This window comes from Pseudomonas quasicaspiana (assembly GCF_021147825.1).
GTDB lineage: Bacteria > Pseudomonadota > Gammaproteobacteria > Pseudomonadales > Pseudomonadaceae > Aquipseudomonas > Aquipseudomonas quasicaspiana.
This window is the reverse complement of record NZ_JAGTPI010000024.1, coordinates 56,809-78,477: the sequence shown is the minus strand read 5'-3', so window position 1 is coordinate 78,477 and position 21,669 is coordinate 56,809. Positions and strand designations below refer to the sequence as shown.

General features: G+C 47.3%; 24 protein-coding genes and 9 pseudogenes. 5 read left to right on the top strand and 28 right to left on the bottom strand.

All coding sequences use genetic code 11. From position 1 onward, the window contains the following. The 4 genes and pseudogenes from KDX30_RS15810 to KDX30_RS15795 all read left to right on the top strand — a co-directional run. Nucleotides 1-441: pseudogene (locus tag KDX30_RS15810) on the top strand (hypothetical protein); the annotation flags it as partial. 108 nt (nt 442-549) lie between these two features. Beyond that, the gene (locus KDX30_RS15805; protein WP_231676848.1) at nt 550-1,197 is read left to right on the top strand and encodes a hypothetical protein; all 648 of its coding nucleotides are present in this window, start codon (nt 550-552) and stop codon (nt 1,195-1,197) included. A 5-nt stretch (nt 1,198-1,202) separates the two neighbouring features. Further along, nucleotides 1,203-2,144 (top strand): PoNe immunity protein domain-containing protein, encoded by a 942-nt coding sequence (locus KDX30_RS15800; protein ID WP_231676847.1) that lies wholly within the window; start codon nt 1,203-1,205, stop codon nt 2,142-2,144. 19 nt (nt 2,145-2,163) lie between these two features. Next, nucleotides 2,164-2,688 carry a hypothetical protein gene (locus tag KDX30_RS15795; protein WP_231676846.1) on the top strand — a complete coding sequence of 175 codons (525 nt, stop codon included), beginning with the start codon at nt 2,164-2,166 and terminating at the stop codon, nt 2,686-2,688. A gap of 171 nt (nt 2,689-2,859) precedes the next feature. Here the strand turns inward: KDX30_RS15795 and KDX30_RS15790 are convergent, their stop codons facing one another. After that, the gene (locus KDX30_RS15790) at nt 2,860-3,285 is read right to left on the bottom strand and encodes a hypothetical protein (RefSeq protein WP_231676845.1); all 426 of its coding nucleotides are present in this window, start codon (nt 3,283-3,285) and stop codon (nt 2,860-2,862) included. A 297-nt stretch (nt 3,286-3,582) separates the two neighbouring features. Next, a pseudogene (locus tag KDX30_RS15785) lies at nt 3,583-3,853 on the bottom strand (RHS repeat-associated core domain-containing protein); the annotation flags it as partial. Nucleotides 3,854-4,007: 154 nt separating this feature from the next. Between KDX30_RS15785 and KDX30_RS15780 the strand changes: the two are divergent. Further along, complete coding sequence (locus KDX30_RS15780; RefSeq protein ID WP_231676844.1) at nt 4,008-5,033, top strand: hypothetical protein; 1,026 nt, start codon at nt 4,008-4,010, stop codon at nt 5,031-5,033. A gap of 18 nt (nt 5,034-5,051) precedes the next feature. Here the strand turns inward: KDX30_RS15780 and KDX30_RS29505 are convergent, their stop codons facing one another. The 26 genes and pseudogenes from KDX30_RS29505 to KDX30_RS15670 all read right to left on the bottom strand — a co-directional run bounded on the left by KDX30_RS29505 (nt 5,052) and on the right by KDX30_RS15670 (nt 21,127). After that, entirely contained in the window at nt 5,052-5,177 is a 126-nt protein-coding gene (locus KDX30_RS29505; RefSeq protein ID WP_263271214.1) for a hypothetical protein, read from the bottom strand. A 15-nt stretch (nt 5,178-5,192) separates the two neighbouring features. Further along, a complete protein-coding gene (locus KDX30_RS15775) occupies nt 5,193-6,272 on the bottom strand; it encodes an SEL1-like repeat protein (RefSeq protein ID WP_231676843.1) in 1,080 nt (359 codons plus the stop codon). A 60-nt stretch (nt 6,273-6,332) separates the two neighbouring features. Next, nucleotides 6,333-7,214 (bottom strand): tetratricopeptide repeat protein, encoded by an 882-nt coding sequence (locus KDX30_RS15770; RefSeq protein WP_231676842.1) that lies wholly within the window; start codon nt 7,212-7,214, stop codon nt 6,333-6,335. A 322-nt stretch (nt 7,215-7,536) separates the two neighbouring features. After that, complete coding sequence (locus KDX30_RS15765; protein WP_231676841.1) at nt 7,537-7,974, bottom strand: hypothetical protein; 438 nt, start codon at nt 7,972-7,974, stop codon at nt 7,537-7,539. Nucleotides 7,975-8,246: 272 nt separating this feature from the next. Then, complete coding sequence (locus KDX30_RS15760; RefSeq protein WP_231676840.1) at nt 8,247-9,029, bottom strand: hypothetical protein; 783 nt, start codon at nt 9,027-9,029, stop codon at nt 8,247-8,249. Between the two features lie 567 nt (nt 9,030-9,596). After that, nucleotides 9,597-10,064 carry a hypothetical protein gene (locus KDX30_RS15755; protein ID WP_231676839.1) on the bottom strand — a complete coding sequence of 156 codons (468 nt, stop codon included), beginning with the start codon at nt 10,062-10,064 and terminating at the stop codon, nt 9,597-9,599. A 165-nt stretch (nt 10,065-10,229) separates the two neighbouring features. Beyond that, nucleotides 10,230-10,667, bottom strand: a complete 438-nt coding sequence (locus KDX30_RS15750; protein WP_231676838.1) for an SMI1/KNR4 family protein — start codon at nt 10,665-10,667, stop codon at nt 10,230-10,232. A 324-nt stretch (nt 10,668-10,991) separates the two neighbouring features. Next, nucleotides 10,992-11,160: pseudogene (locus tag KDX30_RS29815) on the bottom strand (RHS repeat-associated core domain-containing protein); the annotation flags it as partial. Between the two features lie 206 nt (nt 11,161-11,366). Beyond that, nucleotides 11,367-11,789 carry a hypothetical protein gene (locus KDX30_RS15745; RefSeq protein WP_231676837.1) on the bottom strand — a complete coding sequence of 141 codons (423 nt, stop codon included), beginning with the start codon at nt 11,787-11,789 and terminating at the stop codon, nt 11,367-11,369. A 463-nt stretch (nt 11,790-12,252) separates the two neighbouring features. Beyond that, nucleotides 12,253-12,615 (bottom strand): annotated as a pseudogene (locus tag KDX30_RS15740) (hypothetical protein); the annotation flags it as partial. 100 nt (nt 12,616-12,715) lie between these two features. Further along, complete coding sequence (locus tag KDX30_RS15735; protein ID WP_231676836.1) at nt 12,716-13,006, bottom strand: hypothetical protein; 291 nt, start codon at nt 13,004-13,006, stop codon at nt 12,716-12,718. Nucleotides 13,007-13,428: 422 nt separating this feature from the next. Next, nucleotides 13,429-13,785, bottom strand: a pseudogene (locus KDX30_RS29810) (RHS repeat-associated core domain-containing protein); the annotation flags it as partial. 264 nt (nt 13,786-14,049) lie between these two features. Continuing rightward, a complete protein-coding gene (locus KDX30_RS15725) occupies nt 14,050-14,265 on the bottom strand; it encodes a PAAR domain-containing protein (protein WP_231676835.1) in 216 nt (71 codons plus the stop codon). Nucleotides 14,266-14,519: 254 nt separating this feature from the next. After that, a complete protein-coding gene (locus tag KDX30_RS15720; RefSeq protein ID WP_231676834.1) occupies nt 14,520-15,248 on the bottom strand; it encodes a hypothetical protein in 729 nt (242 codons plus the stop codon). Between the two features lie 90 nt (nt 15,249-15,338). Then, nucleotides 15,339-15,650: pseudogene (locus KDX30_RS29805) on the bottom strand (transposase); the annotation flags it as partial. A 68-nt stretch (nt 15,651-15,718) separates the two neighbouring features. Continuing rightward, complete coding sequence (gene vgrG / locus KDX30_RS29800) at nt 15,719-16,186, bottom strand: type VI secretion system tip protein VgrG (RefSeq protein ID WP_406643900.1); 468 nt, start codon at nt 16,184-16,186, stop codon at nt 15,719-15,721. 62 nt (nt 16,187-16,248) lie between these two features. Next, complete coding sequence (locus KDX30_RS15710; RefSeq protein ID WP_231676833.1) at nt 16,249-16,668, bottom strand: DUF6896 domain-containing protein; 420 nt, start codon at nt 16,666-16,668, stop codon at nt 16,249-16,251. 60 nt (nt 16,669-16,728) lie between these two features. Continuing rightward, nucleotides 16,729-16,866: pseudogene (locus KDX30_RS15705) on the bottom strand (RHS repeat-associated core domain-containing protein); the annotation flags it as partial. Nucleotides 16,867-16,910: 44 nt separating this feature from the next. Beyond that, nucleotides 16,911-17,160: pseudogene (locus tag KDX30_RS15700) on the bottom strand (IS66 family transposase); the annotation flags it as partial. A gap of 264 nt (nt 17,161-17,424) precedes the next feature. Then, nucleotides 17,425-17,688 carry an IS66 family insertion sequence element accessory protein TnpB gene (tnpB, locus tag KDX30_RS15695; protein WP_231676831.1) on the bottom strand — a complete coding sequence of 88 codons (264 nt, stop codon included), beginning with the start codon at nt 17,686-17,688 and terminating at the stop codon, nt 17,425-17,427. A 238-nt stretch (nt 17,689-17,926) separates the two neighbouring features. Beyond that, complete coding sequence (locus tag KDX30_RS15690) at nt 17,927-18,376, bottom strand: hypothetical protein (RefSeq protein ID WP_231676830.1); 450 nt, start codon at nt 18,374-18,376, stop codon at nt 17,927-17,929. A 332-nt stretch (nt 18,377-18,708) separates the two neighbouring features. Further along, on the bottom strand, nt 18,709-19,617 hold the full coding sequence (locus tag KDX30_RS15685; protein ID WP_231676829.1) for a tetratricopeptide repeat protein: 909 nt from the start codon (nt 19,615-19,617) through the stop codon (nt 18,709-18,711). Nucleotides 19,618-19,795: 178 nt separating this feature from the next. Beyond that, the gene (locus KDX30_RS15680; protein WP_231676828.1) at nt 19,796-19,978 is read right to left on the bottom strand and encodes a hypothetical protein; all 183 of its coding nucleotides are present in this window, start codon (nt 19,976-19,978) and stop codon (nt 19,796-19,798) included. Continuing rightward, nucleotides 19,978-20,400, bottom strand: coding sequence for a hypothetical protein (locus KDX30_RS15675; protein ID WP_231676827.1), 423 nt, complete (start codon nt 20,398-20,400; stop codon nt 19,978-19,980). The genes KDX30_RS15680 and KDX30_RS15675 overlap by 1 nt, the downstream gene beginning before the upstream one ends. Before the next feature lie 103 nt (nt 20,401-20,503). Then, nucleotides 20,504-20,676 (bottom strand): annotated as a pseudogene (locus tag KDX30_RS29795) (type VI secretion system baseplate subunit TssF); the annotation flags it as partial. Between the two features lie 73 nt (nt 20,677-20,749). Then, nucleotides 20,750-21,127: a hypothetical protein gene (locus KDX30_RS15670; protein ID WP_319946088.1), complete on the bottom strand. Its 378-nt coding sequence runs from the start codon at nt 21,125-21,127 to the stop codon at nt 20,750-20,752. Nucleotides 21,128-21,669 lie beyond the last annotated feature (542 nt).

Genomic DNA, 21,669 nt, shown 5'->3' with positions numbered 1-21,669 from the left:
GGGGTAAAAGGCTCCTCGACCTTTCAGAGCTTGCCCAATTGGGCCAAAACCTCCGTGGTCACCGCCCTCGCCGCCTCCCGCGACAACATGCCAGCGATAGTCGGCATCGTTGAGACGCGACGGGGGGAATGGAAAGGGATGCAGCGCAACAGCGCTGCAGCGTCCTCGGGTTCAAGCCACCCGAAAAGAGCCGAAAAACCCGCCAACAAAAACGCAGCCGTTGCCTCAAAAGGTAAGGAGAACGCGAGCAGCACCCATTCCAATCAGGTTGGAGCCTCAAAAGTCGGCCTTCAAGCCTCTTCAAGTATTTTGAACGAAAGCCTGGGCGTCAGCGGCGAGCACATTGCCGATAACATCTGCACCGTGGAGTTTGGCTGCGGCCAAGACTGGGACGGGCACGACAAAGGCGCGGATGGGAATGGGCTTGAGGGAGCAAGTTAGGGAAGCTTTCTAAAGGTTGCAGTCCGAAGGGAAAGCACATTCTTTACAAGTTAAACGACGGCGCTAACGGAACAGGTATCGGCGGGTGGGAGCCTCAAGGCAAAACATGTGCTTTACAAGCTGACTGATGGAGCGAATGGGCCGGGGATTGATGCCGTTTGGCGAGCTGATCCTGCCAACAATGGGGGTAAGAAATTTGCGATTGTTGAAGCCAAGGCAAGCCGAGATGAAGATGCGCCCAAGTTTATGCGAAAGTTGAACAATTCGCGTAAGCCGGGGGTTGCGTCCAAACTGGGTGTCTCAGGCTTGGCTGATCCAAGTGAGTTAATCGAGCCGCTAGAGCAGGTCGATACTCCTGTGATAAGCGGTGATGGCAAGACTGTAAGCAGCGGAAAAAGAAGTGGAAATTTCACTAGGCATGAAGAGGTATCCACTAAAAGAAGAAGGCTTTTGATGGTTCAGATGAGTAGAGAGTGGATTAGGATCAATATAGATAAAGCTGTATCTGGACGAAGCCTGATGGCTCAGATTAACGGCTCCTACAGTCGCCATCTGTTTTATGCTCCCTTGTATCATACTAGTATGAGCCCTAAAAAACATGCCAGTGCGCAGCTTAATGGTTTGGATGAGACTGCCCACCAAAATCATAGCGCGTTTCATTACTCTGATCATGAAGTGAAAGGTTTCGTGAATAAGCGTAAGAGATCGTTGACGAAAAAATACGGTGCGTTGAGCTCGTTAGAAATTGAGGTATAACTGACGTGAAAAAAAGACAAAAGTTTTTTAGTGAAAATCACTATAGAAATTTTTTAAGGGAGCACGATGAGGTCGTCAAATTTTTTGAGACCAACACATTTGAATCTGACTCGCCTGAAGAAGAGGCTGCGCTGCGTTCAGCATATTTTCAAGAACTTTCTTTGGATAGGATGTTGGCAGCTTACACCGCAGGTGAGGAAATAGCATGTTTAACTCCCATGCTTGAAGATCTAATAGATAAATATGAAAGCAGGCAGTCAAGGCTTGAAATATCTGAGGGGATTTCTGATATATCCCCGTTAGCCATCGATGACTGGCCTGATCAATATGAGGAATGTGTTCAGGTCATAGGACTTTGTATTCTGCTACATCGTACAGACCTGCTTAAGCGATTTGTACGTCTCATAGATGTTGCTGGCTATGCCGGGGGCGACACTCTATATGAAGATCTTCTTGTAAAACTGCTTCCGAATAGGAAGGATGTAGATCAGTGGTTTCATGAGGTTTATTCTGATTTGATTCGAGTGATTTATGCGGATAGCAAAGAAAGCGCGTCTACGTTTCTAAAAAAATATTGTGATCAGTGGTACCCGGCTTTCAAGCAAGCCCCTTGGCACGACACTCACCTTCAGGGAGAAGAAGGTAATTATGTAGGCTACTGGGCCATCGAAGCCGGTGCAATCGCTTTTTTATATGGGATAGATGATAGCAAGATAGATCATATGGTCTACCCCAAAGATCTGGTCGAGTACGCAAGAAATTACCAAGATACTAATGACACTCAAGTCAACCGCGTTGTCGCTGGCGACCCCTGCAGCAAAACAGGCTACTGGTTCACCCCCGCACAAGCCAATTCAAGACGTCACTTTCAGCAAGGCGAAGTCATGCCTGGTATTAGCGGCTCGAAATTGGGCGACACGCTATGGTATTGGTCGGGTGAGAATTGAGTCATGCAGGTCGCCAGGTATGAATGACCACGTGGGTGGTACAGCCTTGATCGACAGTGGAGGCGGCGAAGATCGCAGCGCTCCATCAGTAATGCGCTATCCGGTCAACGCCGTCATCGGCTGGAATCCAGGACGGGGCGACACCCTGAAAAAAAACCTGCGCATCGTCAACAAAAACCCGCAACGCTACGCCACGGTACTGATCGACCTGCTGCGCTTCGTATTGCAAGAATGCCGAATTAAAACCAGCCCGCAAGAACTGCTCAAACAGGTATTCAACGCGGTAAACCTGACGGCTGAACTGGACGAAATCATCACAGGGGTAAAAGGCTGCTCGACCATTTACTGCCTGACCAATGCCATCGTGTTCAACTTGCATAACGGACATGCCGAGAGCATGGACGCACGCATTCAAAATGCTCAAGCAGCGCGCTTGCGATTTCCGCAATCAAGAGCGTTTTCGCAATACCATCTATTTCATTTTGGCGGCTTGGATTTGTATCCAGAGCGCCTTAAAAAACGTGGGATCCACCAGATACGATGAAGCCCCTCGGTGGGCCATGACGATCATGGTGGATGGTCAGGCGGTTGTCGTAGGCATCGCTAATACCGATTAACGTTGCATCGCCGCTGCGTGCATCCATACGAAAGCGACAGAAGTGCGGCGCATCGCCGGCCTGCGTGAGGACAAATTAGTTGGACTTCCACCCAGGTCTTAGTTGAGGTTTAGAGCTTGGCCGAAGTGGATATCTCCGTAACTAGTTATACAAATTATCCAGTCTAGATTTTCAGGGAATACATAGCTATTCTGAGGGATTTCAGCCAAGGCGCCAAGATAAAGTCCTAGTTCAATGGTATCCACTAGATAAGCCTCGTCAAGAAGTGAATCCCCGAGAACGATTGCTGTGCTATTATTTAGGTCACTGATGAGGGAGGATAAATTATTGATTGCGATATTAATATCCCCTACTGACATGGTCAGGTGTTTCTTAAATTTTGACCAGTCAGGCGTTGAGCCGTTGAATGGGATAGCCTGGTTAAGTGACTTAGTATAGTAATCATGTAGCTTTCTGTCCAACTTATAATGCTGTATGGAGTTCTGCGAAAAAAAATACTGTAGGTCGTCATCAAAATAACTCATTTTATAAATACCCGGGTAATTTTTAAGAAAGTTTTGATGGAGCCTTCAAATGTAAAGTGTAGGTCCTTTGTTTTCCAGATCATACATTTATAGGGGCACCGCTCCTTTCGTCATGCTCTAAGCGGTAGCCGGTTTTACCATCTATAGTTTGCATTCCTGTTGGCGTGCCTGCGGTGCTACCACATTTTGCCATTGTCGGTTTTCCGGCTAAAGCCCCATTCAAGTCTAGACACTTCAGCGCTTGGTTTCTCGCCGACTCAAAATACTCAGAGTGGATATTATCATTTGCTGGACTGGTGTATTTTGAATACCTAGTGTCTCGTTTTTACCAGGGCAATTACCTTTAATAACCGCCAACCCTAACGGATCCAACCACCCCGTAGGGTAAGGCACATACCGATACCCATTCCCCCCTGCCAGCTAGATCGGGTCAGGCGTCAAATACCGTGCGCTGGTGGGATTGTAGTAGGGTGCCGGTTTTAATGCAGCCTCGTTTCCGCATCGAAGTACTGCCCTGAAAGCGCAGCGGGGTGTCGATCTCGGTGATTTCCAGCTTGGCGACGCTACCCTAAGACTTGATTCCTGATCTGCTAACCCACGCGCAGTCGCCACCCTTTTCGTTTAGCCGGGCGAGCCGCCTCACAACGCCTCGCTCGTTGGAATCCCAGCACACTTCCCATTACACTAGCGGCCTTTATCAGACAACCGGAAGTCAGATACCCGTGCTCAAGGCCCTCGCTGTTATTACCCTCGCCGCCACGCCCTTTCTTGCCTTCGCCGCTGACCTTGCGGGCGTCTGGCAGGGCACGCTGGGTAAATCCACTGTCACCGCCTGTTTCAACCGCGCCGATGGCGAGCATGGCAGTTACTACTACCAACGTATCCTCAAGCCGATTCAACTGACCCAAGCCAGCAAAAACGCGCCGTGGGTGGAAGAAGGCAACACCGGTTTCTGGGCATTGCAAAAACCTCAGGGTGATACGCTCTCAGGCGGTTGGAGTAAAACCAAGGGCGGCAAGCCACTGCCACTCAGCTTGCAGCGCATCAGCGCGGACGGCTGCGGCAGCGATGCTTACAACTCGCCTATGGAAGCCGCGCCTCTGCCGATCAAGGCCGAGAAGAAAAGCTTCGAAAACCACTCGTATCTACTCAAGACCCAAGGCGCTCAGGTCACAATCAAGTTAGAAGGTGACGGCCCGGCGATTCAGAAGATTAACCAGCAACTCGCCGCCCTGGCTGCCAACGACGAGGATCAGGACTACTACTTCGAGGAGCGCCGTGAATACCTGGGTAGAAATGGCTCAGCGTATACCAGCGACATCGACGTTAGGCCGGTGTATTGGTCATCGAAATTCATCACCGTCAAGTTCTACCGCTGGGCGGCGGGCTACGGGGCCAGCGGCATCAGTTGGGGCCTGCATTCCTGGAACCTGCAAACCGGCGAAAGCGTTGACCCGTGGACATGGCTCGGCGGACGCCAGGAGTGGTACGACGCTTACTCCGGCCATGTGGAGTTACCGGCCACATTCAGTGTCTGGCTGGCCAAGCAAACCGACACCGATGAAGGCTGCCCGGCGATCACCAGCTATTCAACCTTTCACCTGAGCTTCAACACTCAAGGCCTGCAACTCTCAACCCGTCCCACAGGAGACGGCTGCGACAACGACTTGTCCTTCACTTGGGAGCAATTGGAACCAGTGCTGACCGAACAAGGCAAAGCCGCTTTACCCAGCTTGAAGCTGCCCTGAACAGCGGGCTTTGCCGCATTACAAAAATCCCACACTCTCTTTGCCACCGTCAACATCGGCATCGCTGTTACCAACGCTCCCATAACCGTACTCATAACCGGAGTGAGGGTAATTGGCGCGCGGGTCGAGTAATCCAATGCTCATCAGAAACGTCCTGCTTTAAAAACAGTGAGTGTCGTTATCCACGGTAATACCCTGATTGCGAAGCCGTTCCACATTTGAGGACGCGGCTTCGTGCCCTCCTTTTTCGGCTTCCTCATAACAGGCCATCGCTCTAGGTAGATCGTTCGGGACAATGGCGCCGACTTCATAGGTGCTTCCCAACTGGATCAGCGCTGAAGGAGCACCTGAACGTGCCGCAGTTAGAAGAGCATCCAGCGATTTCTCGGGGTTCAAACACGCTCGCGTCTCCTCGCTCTCCCCCTCATTACAGTAGAAGTCGGCCAATGCCAAACCTGCCTCAGGAACACTCTTGGAAGCATCGATAAGCAGCCCAAGAATCTTCGTGTTTTCGAGACGGGGTGCCTGGCCAGACAAGCTGATTGCCGCCGCAGCAAATGCGGCCTCTGCAGAACCTTGCTCTGCACCGTCCAGATAGCTGTCGAATGCCGATAGGTAGAGTTGAGCTGATGACTCAGACTGGGTTTCCATGGCCAACTGATTAAACAGTTCCCCACGCTTAAAGGCTCTTGCTGCCAACGAAAGCTTACCGCTCGGGTCTTGAGCATCGAGCACTTTTTCGAGTGACCAGTTTTCAATGTGATACAACATCCAGCAATCTCTATGATTGAAGGTGAGTATCTTCAAAAACTTGCCTTTGTTGTCACGTATATAAACTTGATTCGGCAATTGAACCGTCACGTTCAGGTTTGGCTTTTGAGCGTTTTCGAATGCCGGTGGTAAAAGGTTTAAGGCATCAAGTGTTTCCAACGATCTCGTCACCATACGATAAGCTGATCCTCTCTGATCAACAGTCTGCTGGACCACCGGGGAGGCGGTGAAGGCCCTCTGTACTTCCGGGTTCGTAGAGAACTCTTTGATAAACTCGACAAAGTCATGTGTCGGGCATTCCACAGCAAAAGCGTCTGGGCTCGTCCCTAGAATGAACAGGATTAAAAATTTAAAACCATAACTTTTCATTCGTTCGTTGCCTTTCATTGCAAACTTGATCATTTGGAAAATACAAAAAAACTTCGATTTAAACTTACCAGGCAACGTATTAATCAACGCCGGATGCATCAAACTCTCCAATTTGTCCTGATCCACCCCCGCAGCCATATCGCATTAAATACGCAGCGGTTACGGCGCCCGTTCCAACACCCTTTTAGGTATTAGTCTCTCTTTTCCAGCCTCTCTCATCAACGCAGCATAGTCTTTATAGTAACTAATTGCTTTGACCTTATCAGTCCCCCACAAAACATCTGCTATGTTTAGTTTCAATACTACCCTGTGAGGTGAAACGCTTTCCACCTCACTTAAAATCATATAAGCGAGCTCAAAATCCCCGGATTCGCCCAAGGCAAACCCCAAATCGTTATAGACAGTAACATTTGAATCAACGATCGGTGAATCCTTAGATAACTGTTTTACTCTTTCATGATTTAAATACGCCCTAACGGCTTTGTAATCATCGTTCTTTAATCTAGCCATAACGATCGCATGGGCCAATTTAAGCGAGTCTGCTGTTTTTCCTGCTTCCAGTTCAAGCAGTTTTTTGCCAACAATATTGCGCGCAACATACCACGCATAGCTATACTCACCGCCCTCAAGGCCTCCTTCGTAATCCGAAAAAAACTGAACTAAGGCCAATTCTTTATTGAGCGAACCCAAAGAACTCCCAGTATATATATATGTCTCATACTGTGTCCCCTTCAAACCAATGCCTGCGTGAGAAACTGACCAAAAGCATGTGAACAGAAAGTAGCGAGCCTTACCATCAACTACGTAAGCATCACTTATCTCAGCCACACCGCCTTCAGGTTCACAAACGTCAGGAACACTATAATTTTGGCCAGCACTGTTTGTAAGCGTCCCCTTCAACACATCGTACCCGCTGGCACTTTCAGTGGTAAACTCGACCTGGGAAGCGCCATTAAAATCAGGTTTAAGTTTAAAAGTCCTGGTTTCCGCATGTACCGCGAAGGGCCATAACACCAAAAAAGCGATCACAATTTCTTTCATCACCCAAGCTCCGCCTTTACCATATAACGCTAACTATTAAAGGTTCAATCCTACATTTAAGGAAGGTCTGAAACAGGCATCGATATTTGATGCCCTCTCGGCCTGAGAGTTAAAAGAAACCCGCCCTATCAGATAATCTGATATTTCTAGCGTTTAACTCATCCAGTTGACCTCCTACATAATAGAAGTCAGTACCCTATGAGAACCAGTGGCGCCTTGCTCCGCATAAATCCCGTGATGTGGGGCGTTATACCATTCAACGGCGGCAAAGCCAGAAGCATGGCTTCAACAAAAGACATATAAATTCCTCTTCAACCAAGCGTCAAAGTGAATAGTCTTGGACTTCGTCTAGAAACCAGCAACTGCTCAATTCAAATATATAAAGAACTTGATAATCCGTATCAGGCTTTTCCAGCTTTACCGTGGCTTTTTGTTGGTCATTCTCAATGACCTCAAGCGTTAGGCCACGCTCTTTACGCACGTTTCTTTCAGGGACGACTGGAAAGAATACTTTCTCCTTGGCAACCCGCTGAGTCTCCTGCTCAGGCTCTGGTTCAGCATCTACTGTCACCCGTTTTGTGAGAGGATAATTCGTGAACTGCTTTTGAATAGCTACGTCTTCTGTAAAGACGTCCACGAACTTGAAAATATCCTGCGAGGGGCATAAAGCTTGCCCACTGCCAGCCGCATTAGCGCTCATGGCGAAGACACTCAGTACAGAAATCACCGCGAAAAATCGGAAAGCCGAATTAGTCTTCATAAAAAATCCTTATTTACTCGGAAAACAAAAAAGTCATTGGTTCTCAGGCGGCGCATTCGCCAACGCCTGATCCATCAATTTACCTGAGCAGTTGAAGATGTTCAGGAAGGTTGTCAGTCCCGGAATTATTGCTCAAGATTACACCGAATCAAGCCAACGATCGCAGCGTCAATACCTGATCAGGCTGTTGAGAGGAAACGAAATTATGCGCTAGCTCTCCTATGAAGTTCAAGCGCTTGACCACCCCGAAGACAGCGTTTCGGAATTTCAATTCAACATCCATCTACATCTTCGCACAACACCCACCCTTTTATCTCTTTCCCTTTTGCGTTTTTATAAACTATATAGTTCCATCCCGCCGATACGGCTTCCTGACCTACCCTGTCTCCTTTTATTAGATACATTTTTGTTTTATAAGCTATGGCCATGGAGGAGTAGAGATATGTCTTCCTGATTACCTCCAGCTTGACGGGCCTACCTTGCAACCATTTAAGATACTTTTCTGATGCCAGTTTAGCAACTACATCACTTCGACTTTTGTAGGGGTATGTATAAAGAGGTTTATCGGAATCCTCACCGCGCAACACTACATCCGCGCCGCTTCCAAAAAATGCCGTTATCCTACTGTCTAATGCGTAACCACCTGCGACTTTATGAAAAGCGATGACACTAAAATATTCGCTTCCATAGCTGACTCCGGTAAAAGCCCGAATGGGAGCGCTATGAATGACAAATACATCCTCGTGATCATCACCCCTGTTTCCAACGAAAGCATCTTTAACTTTACCGGGGTCAGCAACGTACGGGAGCCTGGCTACAAATTTCTTCATGCTGCTATTGCAGTCCAAGAAGCTAATACCTAACCCCATTTCAGGGTTTGGTTTTCCCTCATCCTCAAGCACTGGAGTTGATTCAAATACCAGCAGTCCACCGTCCACTATAAGCGGCGGATACGGAGCATCTTTATCCGCTTCACACGAATAAGCATCAGGTACGCCGAAAAACATCAACAACGTCAAATGTATGTATAGTGTGCGGCGTTGAAATATACTCATCCTGCATGCCCTCCGAACTCATTATCATCAATTGAATTGATTTCCTCACTGACCATTTTTACGCTTGTGCAGGTGGTCTGGACCTGTCTCAATTTTCGCGATCACCTTTCTAACTTTTAAATCTATTCCTAGAGACGAGCGGCCAATGGCGGTCGTAGACGCTGACCAGACGGCAGAGGCGTCGTAGCAGTAATGGATCGCGTACCATCGGCCATAGCAGGCGGCCCGCGGTGTGACTCAAGCATACTATGAAAAGTTCGCGGCCATCCCAGGCGGCATCCTGCTCGATCAGACCATTGCTGTGAAAGTCGACGCGATATCGCTTGCAACGCTCGCTTTCGATTTCGCTGAGTAGCAGGCAGACATTTCGTAGCGGGCGATGCAACCCCGCTCATCAGGTTCGGCGGTGACTTTGCCGCAGGTGCTGAGGGTGAACGCGTGCATGCGTACTGCCGGGCAGGTCAATTTGCACCAAGCGGTCGACTATGCATTTTGATAGCTGTACTTTTCATTCTATTTGGGAGCACATGCTCGGCGACTCCAGTGGGATTTTTTTGCTGATGATGGTTATAATTTTTCTAAGTCTAGCGTACATCCGTCGTGACGAATTCTATCTAATAAAGTTTCCAAGGTTATAACAGGCCTCCCAATATTATGAGAGAGATAATCACGTCGTAGCAGCCTAAAAAGCGCTCCTATGATGATTTTTTCAGAAGCTAATGTTTTTATTAGATCACATCCACCCTCTGACATGAATGGGTAGTCTTTGCGCATGGAGTAATAGCCGCTTATGTTGTACGCCAGTGATTCAGCATCGGTATACGATTGTCTTAGTGAGTCTAAATACTTTATAAAAGAATTTGCCAGTATTTCATTAGCATCATTGTATGACTTCAAATACTCGCAAAGATCTCGCCAATTTCTGATGTGTAAATGCTCTCCCCAGTCAGGGTCAGGTGAAAAATAGTGCCCGATGCCTTTAAAAAAATCTGGTACTTCCGAGTTTTCCAGCGCAATTTCAAATTTGTATTTCATTGAGGTTCTCCCATTTTCAAATCAGTTAACAACATTTTTATGACGTTGCATGCTGAACACGCTATAAATCTATACTTTTAAAACGTAGATTGTAAAGAAGTGGAGGCTTCTTTTACAATTAAAAAATTTGCCCCTTGCCCTCTTGATACGGATTTTGTTTTGTATCTAGTTGGATAGCGCGATCTCGACAAGATAAGTCAGCATGTTTTCATATTTTGTTTTTTGCCAGCTTTCAGTTTCATGGTCGAAAAAATAAACGCTTGGCAAACATTGGTTTTCTTTGACTTTAAATCCGTAATAGTCACCAACGCCACTCTCAGAAAATATGATATGGTTTTCTCTTCGTTTTGACGCAACCCTATTTATTTCTAGAATATTAAAACTGCTGTCTTTATCTAACGAGTAGACGATGCCAAATGCAAAATATCCGCCACCATATAGCGTCACAAACTGGACGTATTCAGTAGGCAGCGTTGCATTTAGCTCCTTTTGAGCGCACGTTATACTTTGTTCGTTTGCAAGGCTGTCTGGATCCAACCCAAACCATACTGGGTTTGTCAGCTTTTTTTCATTTACAAGCTCTTCAAATTCGTGGAAGTTCATTTCCTGTGGCCTTTGTTGTCTGTTGTCAAATCCATTCTAGCGGCTTTTTATATGCGCCCTGTTCTCTCGCACGATACCACCAGTGAAGATCTCGGTCCTGCTGCCTCATTTCCAGAGTGCCCCTGATTGAGCTTGCCAAGGTGAAGTGGTTTGTTACCGCGCTGCTTCGCTGGCAATATTTCACGAACTGCTGATCCTGGCATTTAATCCATGGGATGAAGGTCAAGACTTCCAAGTCCACTCGGAGGATAGCCAAGGAGTGCTTGTGTCAGATTTGGTGACGGGGTCATCTATGGACGGAGGCATTTAGCATGCTTGCCTTGCACAAGTCGAGCCCAGCCCCAACGGATCCCACACAGTCGGGTTATGCACGTACTGGTAACTGCTCAACTCGCCCGCGAGCTTGATAGGGTCGGGCGTCAATCTCGCTGATGTCGAGGGTGACGAGGTTGCCGTAGGCACGGTATTTGGCAGACCACATAATCTCGCCGCTTTAATCAATGAGTTCTTAGGCATGTCATAAGTAACTATGGGGCCGTATTTTGTTTTAGGTATTGAGGCTGAAGCTGTTCAGAACCCGTATATTCGTCATGCTGGTTGAACCAATTTTTTACGGGATATCCAAGTGTACATGCACTCAAAAAAAACCATCAAGACTCGGCTGTAAATCTGTTGGTAAATTTTTGTATTGGATCAGTTTTAGCTGTCTTTTTTAGTGTTGTAGGTTCGCAGCATTTCCTCTGAACCGTCCCAGTTTGGGGGCGTGTGCCAGTTTTGTTTCTTTTTTCCAATTGCCACACCCATGCATGTATTTTTTTCATCATAAAAAACTCGACCGTCCCAATGGGTGCTTTCAATGAAGCGCATTGACACTACCGAGTCAGCAACCATACCTGAAAGCGCTTTTATAAGATCTTCAAATCCTCGCGTTTCCGATGACGTTGCGCCTGCAATTTCTTTTATGATAGCAAGCTCTTTTTTATACGTATTACTGGATTTTCGTATAATGTAGTCGTTTTTGAAATTGAAAATTTCTTCCGTTAAGTTTGTTAATGACCGGGCCGACTTTATTTCGTCGTTTGAGAGGTGAAGGTTCTGCTTTAAAAAGTCTAATGTATCCACCGTTTAAACACCTTTTATTGCCGCTACAGAATTATCCAAGAGAACGTCGTGCTCCCTCCCAATACGATTTTTCGAATACTGCCATGACCACGTGTCAACTTCTTAGGTGCGCCAATCTTGACCCTCCTAATAAGCCCGGCCTCTTCCGCAAATTGTTTGGCGATATCAGTGATCATGAATCCGAAGTATAGGGACTATCTCCCGAATGTCCTCCATGATCGTGATCGTCAGACTTACTATGCCATCAATTTTCCACGGGTGTTACCCTTCCGGAAAATGCTTCATTTTCAGCAGGATGGCCACCATTAACTCCGCGCTCCAGATATCCTTCCTCTGGAGCGCCTAGGGACGAGGAAAATTCTCGTAATCCGTCTTGCGAGATTGGTTTGATTGGCTCTTATCAGGCCTACCGCATGGTTCTCCACTTCCCCCCCTCGGGTTAGTCCCGTACTGGTTTGTCTTATTCGTAGCGTGCGGTGCTCCAGCTCTGATGCTCGGTGATCAGGCGATCCTGCAGGTCGTATTCGTAAGCGAGCGGCCAGTCGACGTTAACCAGACGGCCAAGGGCGTCATAGCTGTAGTGAATTTCCTCGCCATCGGCCAGGGTTTTGACCAGCAATCGGCCTGCGGCGTCGCGTTGCTACTCAGTGACCAGTTCACTGCCGTCGTCGCCGAATTCGCTTTCCTTCAGTAACTGGCCGTTGAGGTCGTACTCGTAAGCGGTACTGCGACCGTCGAAGCCGGTTTCTCGCTGGATCAGGCCGTTGCTGTAGTAGTCGAGGAGATAGTGCTCGCCGCGCCCGTTTTCGATCTCGGTGAGCAGTTGGCTGCCATCAGGGTAACGTCGTCGCCCAAATTGATCAGCGCAAGATGATTAGCTCCTACTGACTCACCAAGTCGTAGCCTTCGAGCAACAAACAATTAGTTCATGGTTTCCAAAAATTAAGATTTTCCAAATGGCGCTCAATGTCATCCATATCATCCGCGCCGCGTGTGGAGTCAAAGTTTCTGCTGAGAATTGTTCTAGCTTGGGCAAGTCGTTGAGTTACTTTTTCTTTATCGATAAAGTCTGTTGTAGCTTTTTGATATTCTTCAACTGGTTTATCACTGTAATAACTTCCCATTTTATGCAACGAGATCAAGACAAGCTCGATATCTGCAAGTATTTGCAGGGCATCCTCTCCTGTAAGTACTATTTCCTTATTGCTTTCTAACATTGTTTTCTCCGAGTGAAAGTTACGATTTCAAGTTTTAAGCTTTAAGCTTTAAGCTTTAAGCTTTAAGCTTTAAGCTTTAAGCTTTAAGCTTTAAGCTTTAAGTTTCCTTTTATCGTAAACTCATACTTCCCATATCTAGGGTTTTTCACCCATTCTAGTTGAAAAATAGGTACATCAGTTTCAATATAATCTCTGCCACGGCCTCTACCAATTTGGTATTTCTCCTCAGCGTCAAGTTAGCTTAATGGTTTCTTACTGGTAAGCTCAACGTAGACGCGATTGTTATCCTGAGCATGAATCAAACCATCATTTTCGATACCTGTTGAACCTTTTCTATTACTATAATGCCGGACATGAGTTCTACGTTCTACACTTGATATGGAAGCAGGTGCTGCCGGTTCGCCTTCATTGGCTTTTGCTTTTTCTGTAGGGCTTCCGGCATCTCCTTTAGGTTTTGTACTCGGACAATCACTATTCAACCCCAACGGATCCACCCACCCCGTAGGGTTGGGTAAATACTGGTAGTTGTTCAAACCACCCGCCAGCTTGATCGGGTCCGGGGTCAAAAACCGTCCAGTGCCCGGATTGTAATAGCGATGGCGGTTGTAGTGTAAGCACGTTTCCGCATCGAAGTACTGACCCTGAAAGCGCAGCAGGTTGTCGATCTCGGCGATATCGAGGGTGGCGACGTTACCGTATCCGCGGTATTTCGTCGGCCACATGATCTCGCCGCTGAACGGCGTCCACAACGGATCCGCTGGTCCAGGTCCTTTTCCCTCACCTCATCCCAGCAGTCGGCCGAACGCTGTTGGCCGGCGAAGGCCATCGATCTCAATCCGGCAAAGGCAGCCCAAAGAATGGCAGGCAAAAAAACCACCGGCCCCAGGATGATTGGCCCGCCATCCTCCGGTACCGGGATCAGCAGCACCTGCGCGGCCAGGCCTGCCATCGCCTGCAGGGCGAGTGCGCCAATACACAGCCACACCTGAGGCGGCCGGGGCGCTGCGCAACCGGAGGCACTTGATCCAGTCTGACCGGCATGACTACCGTGCATTTGCTTGCGGCATGGACGAAATTAACAGGCATCCGCATGCGCAGCGATTGCCGCGAATGGCAACCGGGATACCGTTGTCCTTGAACGCCGCGTGCCCTTCGGCAACGAACGTCGGGCCCATGTCCAGGCCGCGGCAAAAAACCGGATCGTTAAGCCGTGCCACCCCGATGCCGCCGAATTTCATGACCCCGGAACCCGAAAGCACCTGGCCGCCTCCACTGTGTGTATCACCCGATGCGGATGATGTTTTTCATGGTGTGTCTCTCTTCATGCAGAAATAAAAGTTGATCGAATCCGGCCGAAATCACAAAAGCCGGAGATGTAACAGTGCTTCGCACAAATAGCGCAGCGTAGGAAAAGTCCTTCAGAAATCACGCCCGGCATTCCTTCAGGAGTTTTTAGGCTTCATTGAAAATCGCCTATCGGTAGCGCTTGCTCGCGTGCGCCCGGAACCAGACTTTATCTAAATTTACGGCATTTATTGACCGCCATTTTTTGCAGCTTTTCCTCCGTTAGCCGACTCAATAAAAACGGGTCTCTTGAGCGTATTACATCTAGATATACAGGCTTATCCGGCTGAGCTTTGTTAAATACAAGGAAGGCCAGCTTCTGTTTGAAGTAATAACAGCCCGACGACGCTTTAATGTATTTCTCGGGCTTTGCATCCGAGAGAGCATCCATGGAAGCATATCGGTCATACACCTCAATCTTGCCGATTTTTCCTAGAAGAAAGTCTCCGCTGGTTTTATTGCTGATCATTGGCCACGTGTCGAATCCGTAGACAGATCCTTGCCATTCATTCGAGTAATGTTGAGCTGTTTCCTGGAAGTCCTCGACAATTTTGCCATTGAGGCCGCACATACCTGCGAGCACTCCGGCCCCATTAGTGGAGTTTCTGGCTTCCGCATATGCACAGTCGATGTACGCCCCCTCCCCTGCATGCGCTTTTAAAGTGTAGTAATAGCTATCGCTACCCAAAACGTAGAGCGCGGGCGCGTTACTGATCAGCCCGTCCGTCGTCCAGAGACCGTCTTGGTCACCAATAATGTTCGGGTACTTATACTCATGACCATCCACACGCGCTGTTAAGATCGAATCATCGGCGTTGGATGATAAGGAAAAATCCGCACTTAGCCCGGTAGACATTGACAAACACATGAACGTCAGAATCGTACGCTCGATTTTCATAGTAGCCTCCCCGACAGCCTTGATGACTGCTGTAGTATTTTTTCAAAGCGTTCTGCATAGGAAGCAATGAATTCTGATTTATCCATCTTATTAGGGGTTGTCTGAAAAGTCAGCCCGCAAGCATCTTTCGATGCAGGCCAGTGTGACCATGGCTTTAAAGCTGCTGGCCAGTTTGTCGTAACGCGTAAACATCCAACGTTTTTCCTTAAGCCAGATGAACAGCCGCTCAATAACGTTGCGTTTTCTGTACTGAGTACCGTCAAACAGCCGAGCCAGGCCAGGTCGAGGCTTGCGGTGCATCTTGCAGAGAGGGATCACCGGCTGCATGCCGTAGCGATCGCATTACTGACGCAACATCTGGCTGTCATAGCCCTTATCGGTAAGCACATAACGGCAACGCTTGATGAACTGGCCGGTGCCGACCTTGACGTGCTGGTTCGCACACAGGGAGAGGTGATCGTCAGCCCTTGCTAGACTTTGTCGTCGGCGTAAACGGTATGGTGCTCTTCGGCCTTGAATTCGCTGTAGCTGTTCTGCTCGACGGTATCGTGGCGCAATTTGCCGACGCGGATCTTCTGGTAGTGGTCGACGTTCTCATCCCAATCCCGCTGGGCATACAGGAAGATTGGCTTCTTGTCCTTTTTATCGTCGATGCGCAGTTCGTTGTAACCACCGCCACCGGGGGATTTGGGGGTTTGAAGGTGCTGCGGTTTTTGTTCGCCGGCAGGTTCGTACGGAACAACGTTTTCCTTGTGGTATAGGCAGCCCGTGATCAGGGGCTGATCGGGGTCGCCCTCCAGAAAAGTCACCAGCACTTCCATGCCGATGCGCGGAATGGCGATGCCGCCGTACATTGCCCCCGCCCAAGCGGAGGTGACCCGCAGCCAGCAACTGGCCTTGTCATCGGCCGAGCCTTCTCGGTCCCAGTTGAACTGCACCTTGACGCGGTCGTACTGATCGCAGTGGATCTCTTCGCCTTACGTGTTTTTTGGTTGTTCCTTTACGGTTGATGGTTCTGAAAAAAATACAAATTTGAATATGAGTTTTTAATGTTGCTTAATATATCCATCTGCTCATATTTTTTTAGCTCTAATTCGACGTATTCTAGGTTTGTGTAATTTGGGTATTTCTCTGGATATTCGCATGCGTAATTATAAAGTCGCCACGCGTCGAAGCCATCGGCTCTTTCTTCTGGACCGAAATCGAAATCCACGCAGTGATCTGGGAATTCGAACATGCAGCCATAACCATGTAGTTGATAGCTAACTCCCTCAGATATTTCTCCTCTTTGGTGGATTTTATTATCTTTCCATAATTGATGCAGTGATCTTGAGCCGAATTTTCTTTCACATAGTTCTAACGAGAATTTTACTTCAGCTAAGAAGTCGGAAATCAATAATAAAAGATCATTGTCACTCATCTTCTAGGTCGCTCCAACCTGTCATTTGCAAAATTTTTTTCGGATTCCAATACGTTCTCAACTAGGATGAGTCACATACTGACAGCTGTTCAACCCACCCGCCAGTTTGGTCGTATTCGGGATCAAGAACCGCGCAGTGCCCGGATTGTAATAGCGATGCCGGTTGTAATGTAAGCCCGTTTCCGCATCGAAGTACTGTATCCGTGCTGCGAACCCCACCTAGCAAAAAAAGAGGATCTGGTTTAGCGAAGCATCTCCAGAGAGCAGTTCCACAGCAGCAGGGCTTCGTAATCTTCTACCGATGCAGGATGTGGCAAAGCTCAAGTACGTGGCGCAGCCCCTTATAAGGCTCTTGGCAGCTCAGTTTGGCGGCCTAGACCAGGCTGTGATCTGGGCGCTGGAGGTGGCGCCTTTGGGCGTATCGCTGAACAGCCACGCTTTTCGTCCAATGGCAAACGGTCTGATTGCTCGTTCGGCAGCGTTGTTGTCGATGTCTGCTCGGACTTGCGTCCGAACAGAAGGTCGCGCAGTAACTTGATCTGTTCTTTGTGATCGACGATATGACCCTTATCAACCGTGTGCTCAATCAATAATTGCGCAAGCAGTTGCTTGAGCAATGCAAGGTCATCATGAAGATCTTCGTGCATGGAAATCATGCTTGGATTATAAAGGCGACGAATCTTGGTGTTAAAACCTGATGAGGACGGCTGCGCCAGAGATAAAATCCACCCAGTAACCAGTGCAGTTCCCGGACCGTCAGCACGATGGCGTCGTCCGTATAATCGGGAGATGTTGAAACGCAGACTCCATGCGCTTGAGACAAAGGCAGAAGCCGTTGCGCACCCAGTACAAGATGCTTACCTGGTTACGAAGGCGATTCAGAATAACAAAAAGCACGGGGTCGAACACAGCGATCTTTATGTCCAATTCGACCAGCACAGCAAGGCCGTCGATGGACTTTCGGAAGTCGATGAGTTTGGGATAGAGGTAGACTTTTTCGACTTTGGCGTCGGGTCGCATTATGAGGTACTGGCTCCTAAAAAGAGTCGGGAGCACAGCATCGAACGTCAATGGCTGGTCTGGAATGTGTAGTTCATGAGGCGCTTGCCAAGCATTTGGGGGCACCCCGGTAATAATTAGTTAGCCCGAGCTCTCTAAACCCTCATAAAAATATATCTATATTTGTCCCGTTGATTAAGAGCGCCTTCAAATGAACTTTAAGATTTCGTGTGATGATGTATTAAATAATACGACAAGCTCAGGACCATTCAATTATTGCTCGGTCTGGTCTAAACAGAGGTAATATGACTTTAGTCTCGCAAGTGGAGATGGCTTCTATATTTTGGTTTATGAACTCAATTTCAGAAAATGGGTTTGTCTCACTGAAAACAACCAGCCACAGCAACGATTCGGTATTGCTATCAACTACTGATATGAATCCATCTCCTCCATACCCGTGACACTCGCCTCCACAAATTAAAAGATTGTTTACTTTTTTGCTGATAAGAACACTCAGTCCCTCACAGCCCGCATGCTGAGGCACAAAATCTAGTGCGGGTAGCCATCTCTTTTCTTCTAGTTTTGATGAGTTAGAGTAGAGTTCAAAAAAGCAGTAAAAACCATGCCCTGTGCTTAATGAATTTTCTCTCGGGTATTGTTCATTTTTATAGTGGAGTTGAACGAATTCAGCATCATTTTCGTATGGCATTTACTAGGTCCTCGTCGGTTTTATCAAAGCAAGGCTATTCAAACTTGCAGGAGCACTGCTCTCCGTCACTAAGATTATTTGCGTGCGGCGACGCCTGTCTATTTTTTTCTGCCATGTACTATTAGCCTCTCGCATTTTATCGTTAGGGTCAACAACTTGAAGTAGTCGCGTCGAGGCACACGGTCTGTGCGGTTCTCCAGGCTCAGTTTAAATCCTTGATACCCTGATGAACGCCAGCAACCATGGCGCTGCCTTGCCCCTAGGCTGTGAGCCTCACCCAGCTTGGGAGCTACAGTTACACTAGATCCTCAGAGCTGGATTTTAAAACACCGTTAATTCGGGTTATTACGCGCCGTTACTCGACTAGGGATCTTTTGTTGCTTACCCTGTTTAGTCATAATACCAATATAAGAATTATAGTTTTTTTGCGCTGCTTGCTTGTGGCCTTCGGACCAATACGCATCTGCAAGGTTTAGATAAGCGACCACTCTTTCAGGATTATTTTCAATGACAGTCTCAAGCAACCATATTGCATCGCTATTGAAGTTAGCCTGCTCCCAAAAATAGGCTACATCATTAAGCAGTTGCTGATCATCGGTTGAATAACCATACTTATTCAAGTAAAACTCTACGAAGGCTCTCTTCGGGAAATCGGCAAACCTCACTTTTTCTTTATACAGTCGGGACGTAGCATTTTTGAATTCAAGTAAAAACTGCCGCTTGTATTTTTTTCCAAACTCCGTGACAATTATCTTCTTCTCCAAACATTTTTCAGTTACACACGCCTCTGCCAAATCTTGCTTCATCAGTGAATAGCAATAAGGTGCGTCAGTGGGTGCTTTACTTGGTAGCTTTTCAAGAAAAACAAGCACATTCGAATTTAAGTTCACTGCCCTGCAAAAAGGAACCACACCGAAAATATCAGGTATACCTTGCTTATTTTTTCTTAAGTCTATCGAACTTAGTACCTTGCTCGCGTCAATGGACTTCACATCTTCACTTGAACTTATTATCCAAAAGCGGTTTTCTTGTGCAGTGCAGTCACACTCGCAGCTTAGCACATACTCCCCACTTAACATGTTCCATCTCGATGTAGCTATCTCACCACCGCTACAATAATTTTTTTCAACTTGAATAGAACAAAAATCACTATCTGGGTCACAAACAACCCTATTTTTATCAGCCCACGCGGAAGCGGCGAACATAAAAACCACAGCAAATAATGCGTTTCTAGTAATCACAGACGAGCCCTTCGATTGTCAGATGGGAATTCGTGTTCGTAGGCGCAGAGCGCTGGCCACGTAAAATCCATTCGCTTTTATAACAAAAATCTACAGTGGATAATAGAGTTCCATATTATTACTCACTGTACTCATCACTGTAAAACACAGAATCTCCCTGTTGTTTAGGGTTTTCTATTCATACAGGGGATATACCGTCGTTATTATTAAGCTTTATATTTTTAAACTTGGCTATAAGTGCAGCCTCTACAGTCGAAGGACTGTCTTCTAAATAAATAGCATGAACGCTAACTGGCCCCGGATAAGGTATCGCTATCTGAGCAACTGCCAATCCAAAGAACGTGTCATCAGGAGAAAGCATCAGTTATTTTCCAAATGTGCATATGGTGTGTTGCTAATAAACACATTGAACAAATTTTCTTTCCATTCCGGCATTGAAATAGTGAATGCCTTTTTCCCGCGATCAAAGCTGATCCAATAAATACTGACGTTATTTTCACTCTCAAAAGCGCGCATATCCAAAGATTGCACTTCATAAAGAGGAGAACGATAGACAGCTTCTGGGCTTTCCTTATCTATAATCTTTAGATAAGCCATTCCACCAAACATCAAAACCTTTCCAACCGGAACATTCTGAATTTCATAGCGTCCTGAAGGGCTCAGAATAGAAACATCTGCAGCACAACCCAGCATCGTTTTTACACAGTAGTAAACCACGACTGCCAACAATGCCACGATTGACCCTCCCCGCACCAACAACCTTCGCCAGACATCCTTAACCATTACACACACCTTGAACAAAACTGCAAAATGAACCAATATGCCAACCAATCACTAGTTAAGCGGTTTTAGTTTAGGACTTCAGAATACAAATGCCCCTTTCATAAAGCCTCTGACGCAGTCGGCCGGTCACAAATGCGAAGCCGTCGAGCAACCCTCCACATCCGAATTTCGTCCGGCCTGCCCCAAAAGGCGAAAATGCCCGACTACGCTCGGCGAAGCGACGACCAAACTGGCGTAGTGCAGCAAGCGACTTTGGTAGTGATGGTCAAAGAACATATCTGGCTGCCTGGGTATTCATTCGTTTTATGTGCACTTACGCTACTGAGAGCAGGCCCATGGAGAAAGAATTTTATTTGAAGTCCCGAGTGAGCCAGCACCTTTCGAATTTTCCAGCCACCACTATTGCCAGAGCAGTAAGCGCCCCCGTCAAAATGCTATAAGCTACCGCTCTAACAGGGTAAAGTGGCAGCAGATAGACCAATATTAACACAACCATGAAAACAACAATGGACCACTTAAAAAGCGTCTTTGGAATGACAGCGATTATCAGATTCACTAAAATAAATAGATAAAATACCATGTACATGGCAATCCCAATGGAAGCACCCCGAGAGGTCAAGCCACCAAAGATTACTTTGTAGAGAGAAACCCCGTAGTAATTAGCAATGGCATAAATCACGCAGGCAAAAAAATGTATTAGCAAGCCTCGCGCTATTCTGGCAATCATACTTTCAACACCGCACGCTGATCCAGAACTCCTTGCAAAATAGGATGTGGCTTCGCTGTAGAAAAGTCCCATAAGCGATTTATCCGGGCCGTGGGGTATAAAATAAAACTGTTCACCAGCGGAAAAACCCCTAATTTGACCCAAGCATTAGCTATCAAAACGAACGCTTTCGCCAAAGGAAATATGGAGAAAAAATAATGAGCTGAGTTTATTCCATCCAAACGTTTCACTGCTCCACTACTCCCCGACCACGTCATATGAGGTGTTGCTAATAAAAAAATTCAACCAATGCGATTCCCATTCGGGAAACCTGATAACGAACCGCTGGTTCTGCTTATAAAAATCAAGCCACACAATACCAAGGATCATGTCGTCCTCATGACTGCTCATATCGAGCGAGTCACTCGAATATAATGGGGAACGGAACACTGCATTCGAATCTCTCTTGTCCGTTATACGTAGATATGCTAAATCTTTAAATGGCACAAGCAACCCCCTAGCCGACACACTTTCAATAAGATATTCCCCCGTCTCACTCACTA

What these genes read in the sequence shown, in the direction of transcription:
- KDX30_RS15795 (WP_231676846.1), top strand. Translation starts at nt 2,164, where the DNA reads ATGAATGACCACGTGGGTGGTACAGCCTTGATCGACAGTGGAGGCGGC.
- KDX30_RS15790 (WP_231676845.1), bottom strand. Translation starts at nt 3,285, where the DNA reads ATGAGTTATTTTGATGACGACCTACAGTATTTTTTTTCGCAGAACTCC.
- KDX30_RS29505 (WP_263271214.1), bottom strand. Translation starts at nt 5,177, where the DNA reads ATGAGCATTGGATTACTCGACCCGCGCGCCAATTACCCTCACTCCGGT.
- KDX30_RS15775 (WP_231676843.1), bottom strand. Translation starts at nt 6,272, where the DNA reads ATGCATCCGGCGTTGATTAATACGTTGCCTGGTAAGTTTAAATCGAAG.
- KDX30_RS15770 (WP_231676842.1), bottom strand. Translation starts at nt 7,214, where the DNA reads ATGAAAGAAATTGTGATCGCTTTTTTGGTGTTATGGCCCTTCGCGGTA.
- KDX30_RS15765 (WP_231676841.1), bottom strand. Translation starts at nt 7,974, where the DNA reads ATGAAGACTAATTCGGCTTTCCGATTTTTCGCGGTGATTTCTGTACTG.
- KDX30_RS15760 (WP_231676840.1), bottom strand. Translation starts at nt 9,029, where the DNA reads ATGAGTATATTTCAACGCCGCACACTATACATACATTTGACGTTGTTG.
- KDX30_RS15755 (WP_231676839.1), bottom strand. Translation starts at nt 10,064, where the DNA reads ATGAAATACAAATTTGAAATTGCGCTGGAAAACTCGGAAGTACCAGAT.
- KDX30_RS15750 (WP_231676838.1), bottom strand. Translation starts at nt 10,667, where the DNA reads ATGAACTTCCACGAATTTGAAGAGCTTGTAAATGAAAAAAAGCTGACA.
- KDX30_RS15735 (WP_231676836.1), bottom strand. Translation starts at nt 13,006, where the DNA reads ATGTTAGAAAGCAATAAGGAAATAGTACTTACAGGAGAGGATGCCCTG.
- KDX30_RS15720 (WP_231676834.1), bottom strand. Translation starts at nt 15,248, where the DNA reads ATGAAAATCGAGCGTACGATTCTGACGTTCATGTGTTTGTCAATGTCT.
- KDX30_RS15710 (WP_231676833.1), bottom strand. Translation starts at nt 16,668, where the DNA reads ATGAGTGACAATGATCTTTTATTATTGATTTCCGACTTCTTAGCTGAA.
- tnpB (WP_231676831.1), bottom strand. Translation starts at nt 17,688, where the DNA reads ATGCGACCCGACGCCAAAGTCGAAAAAGTCTACCTCTATCCCAAACTC.
- KDX30_RS15690 (WP_231676830.1), bottom strand. Translation starts at nt 18,376, where the DNA reads ATGCCATACGAAAATGATGCTGAATTCGTTCAACTCCACTATAAAAAT.
- KDX30_RS15680 (WP_231676828.1), bottom strand. Translation starts at nt 19,978, where the DNA reads ATGCTTTCTCCTGATGACACGTTCTTTGGATTGGCAGTTGCTCAGATA.
- KDX30_RS15675 (WP_231676827.1), bottom strand. Translation starts at nt 20,400, where the DNA reads ATGGTTAAGGATGTCTGGCGAAGGTTGTTGGTGCGGGGAGGGTCAATC.
- KDX30_RS15670 (WP_319946088.1), bottom strand. Translation starts at nt 21,127, where the DNA reads ATGATTGCCAGAATAGCGCGAGGCTTGCTAATACATTTTTTTGCCTGC.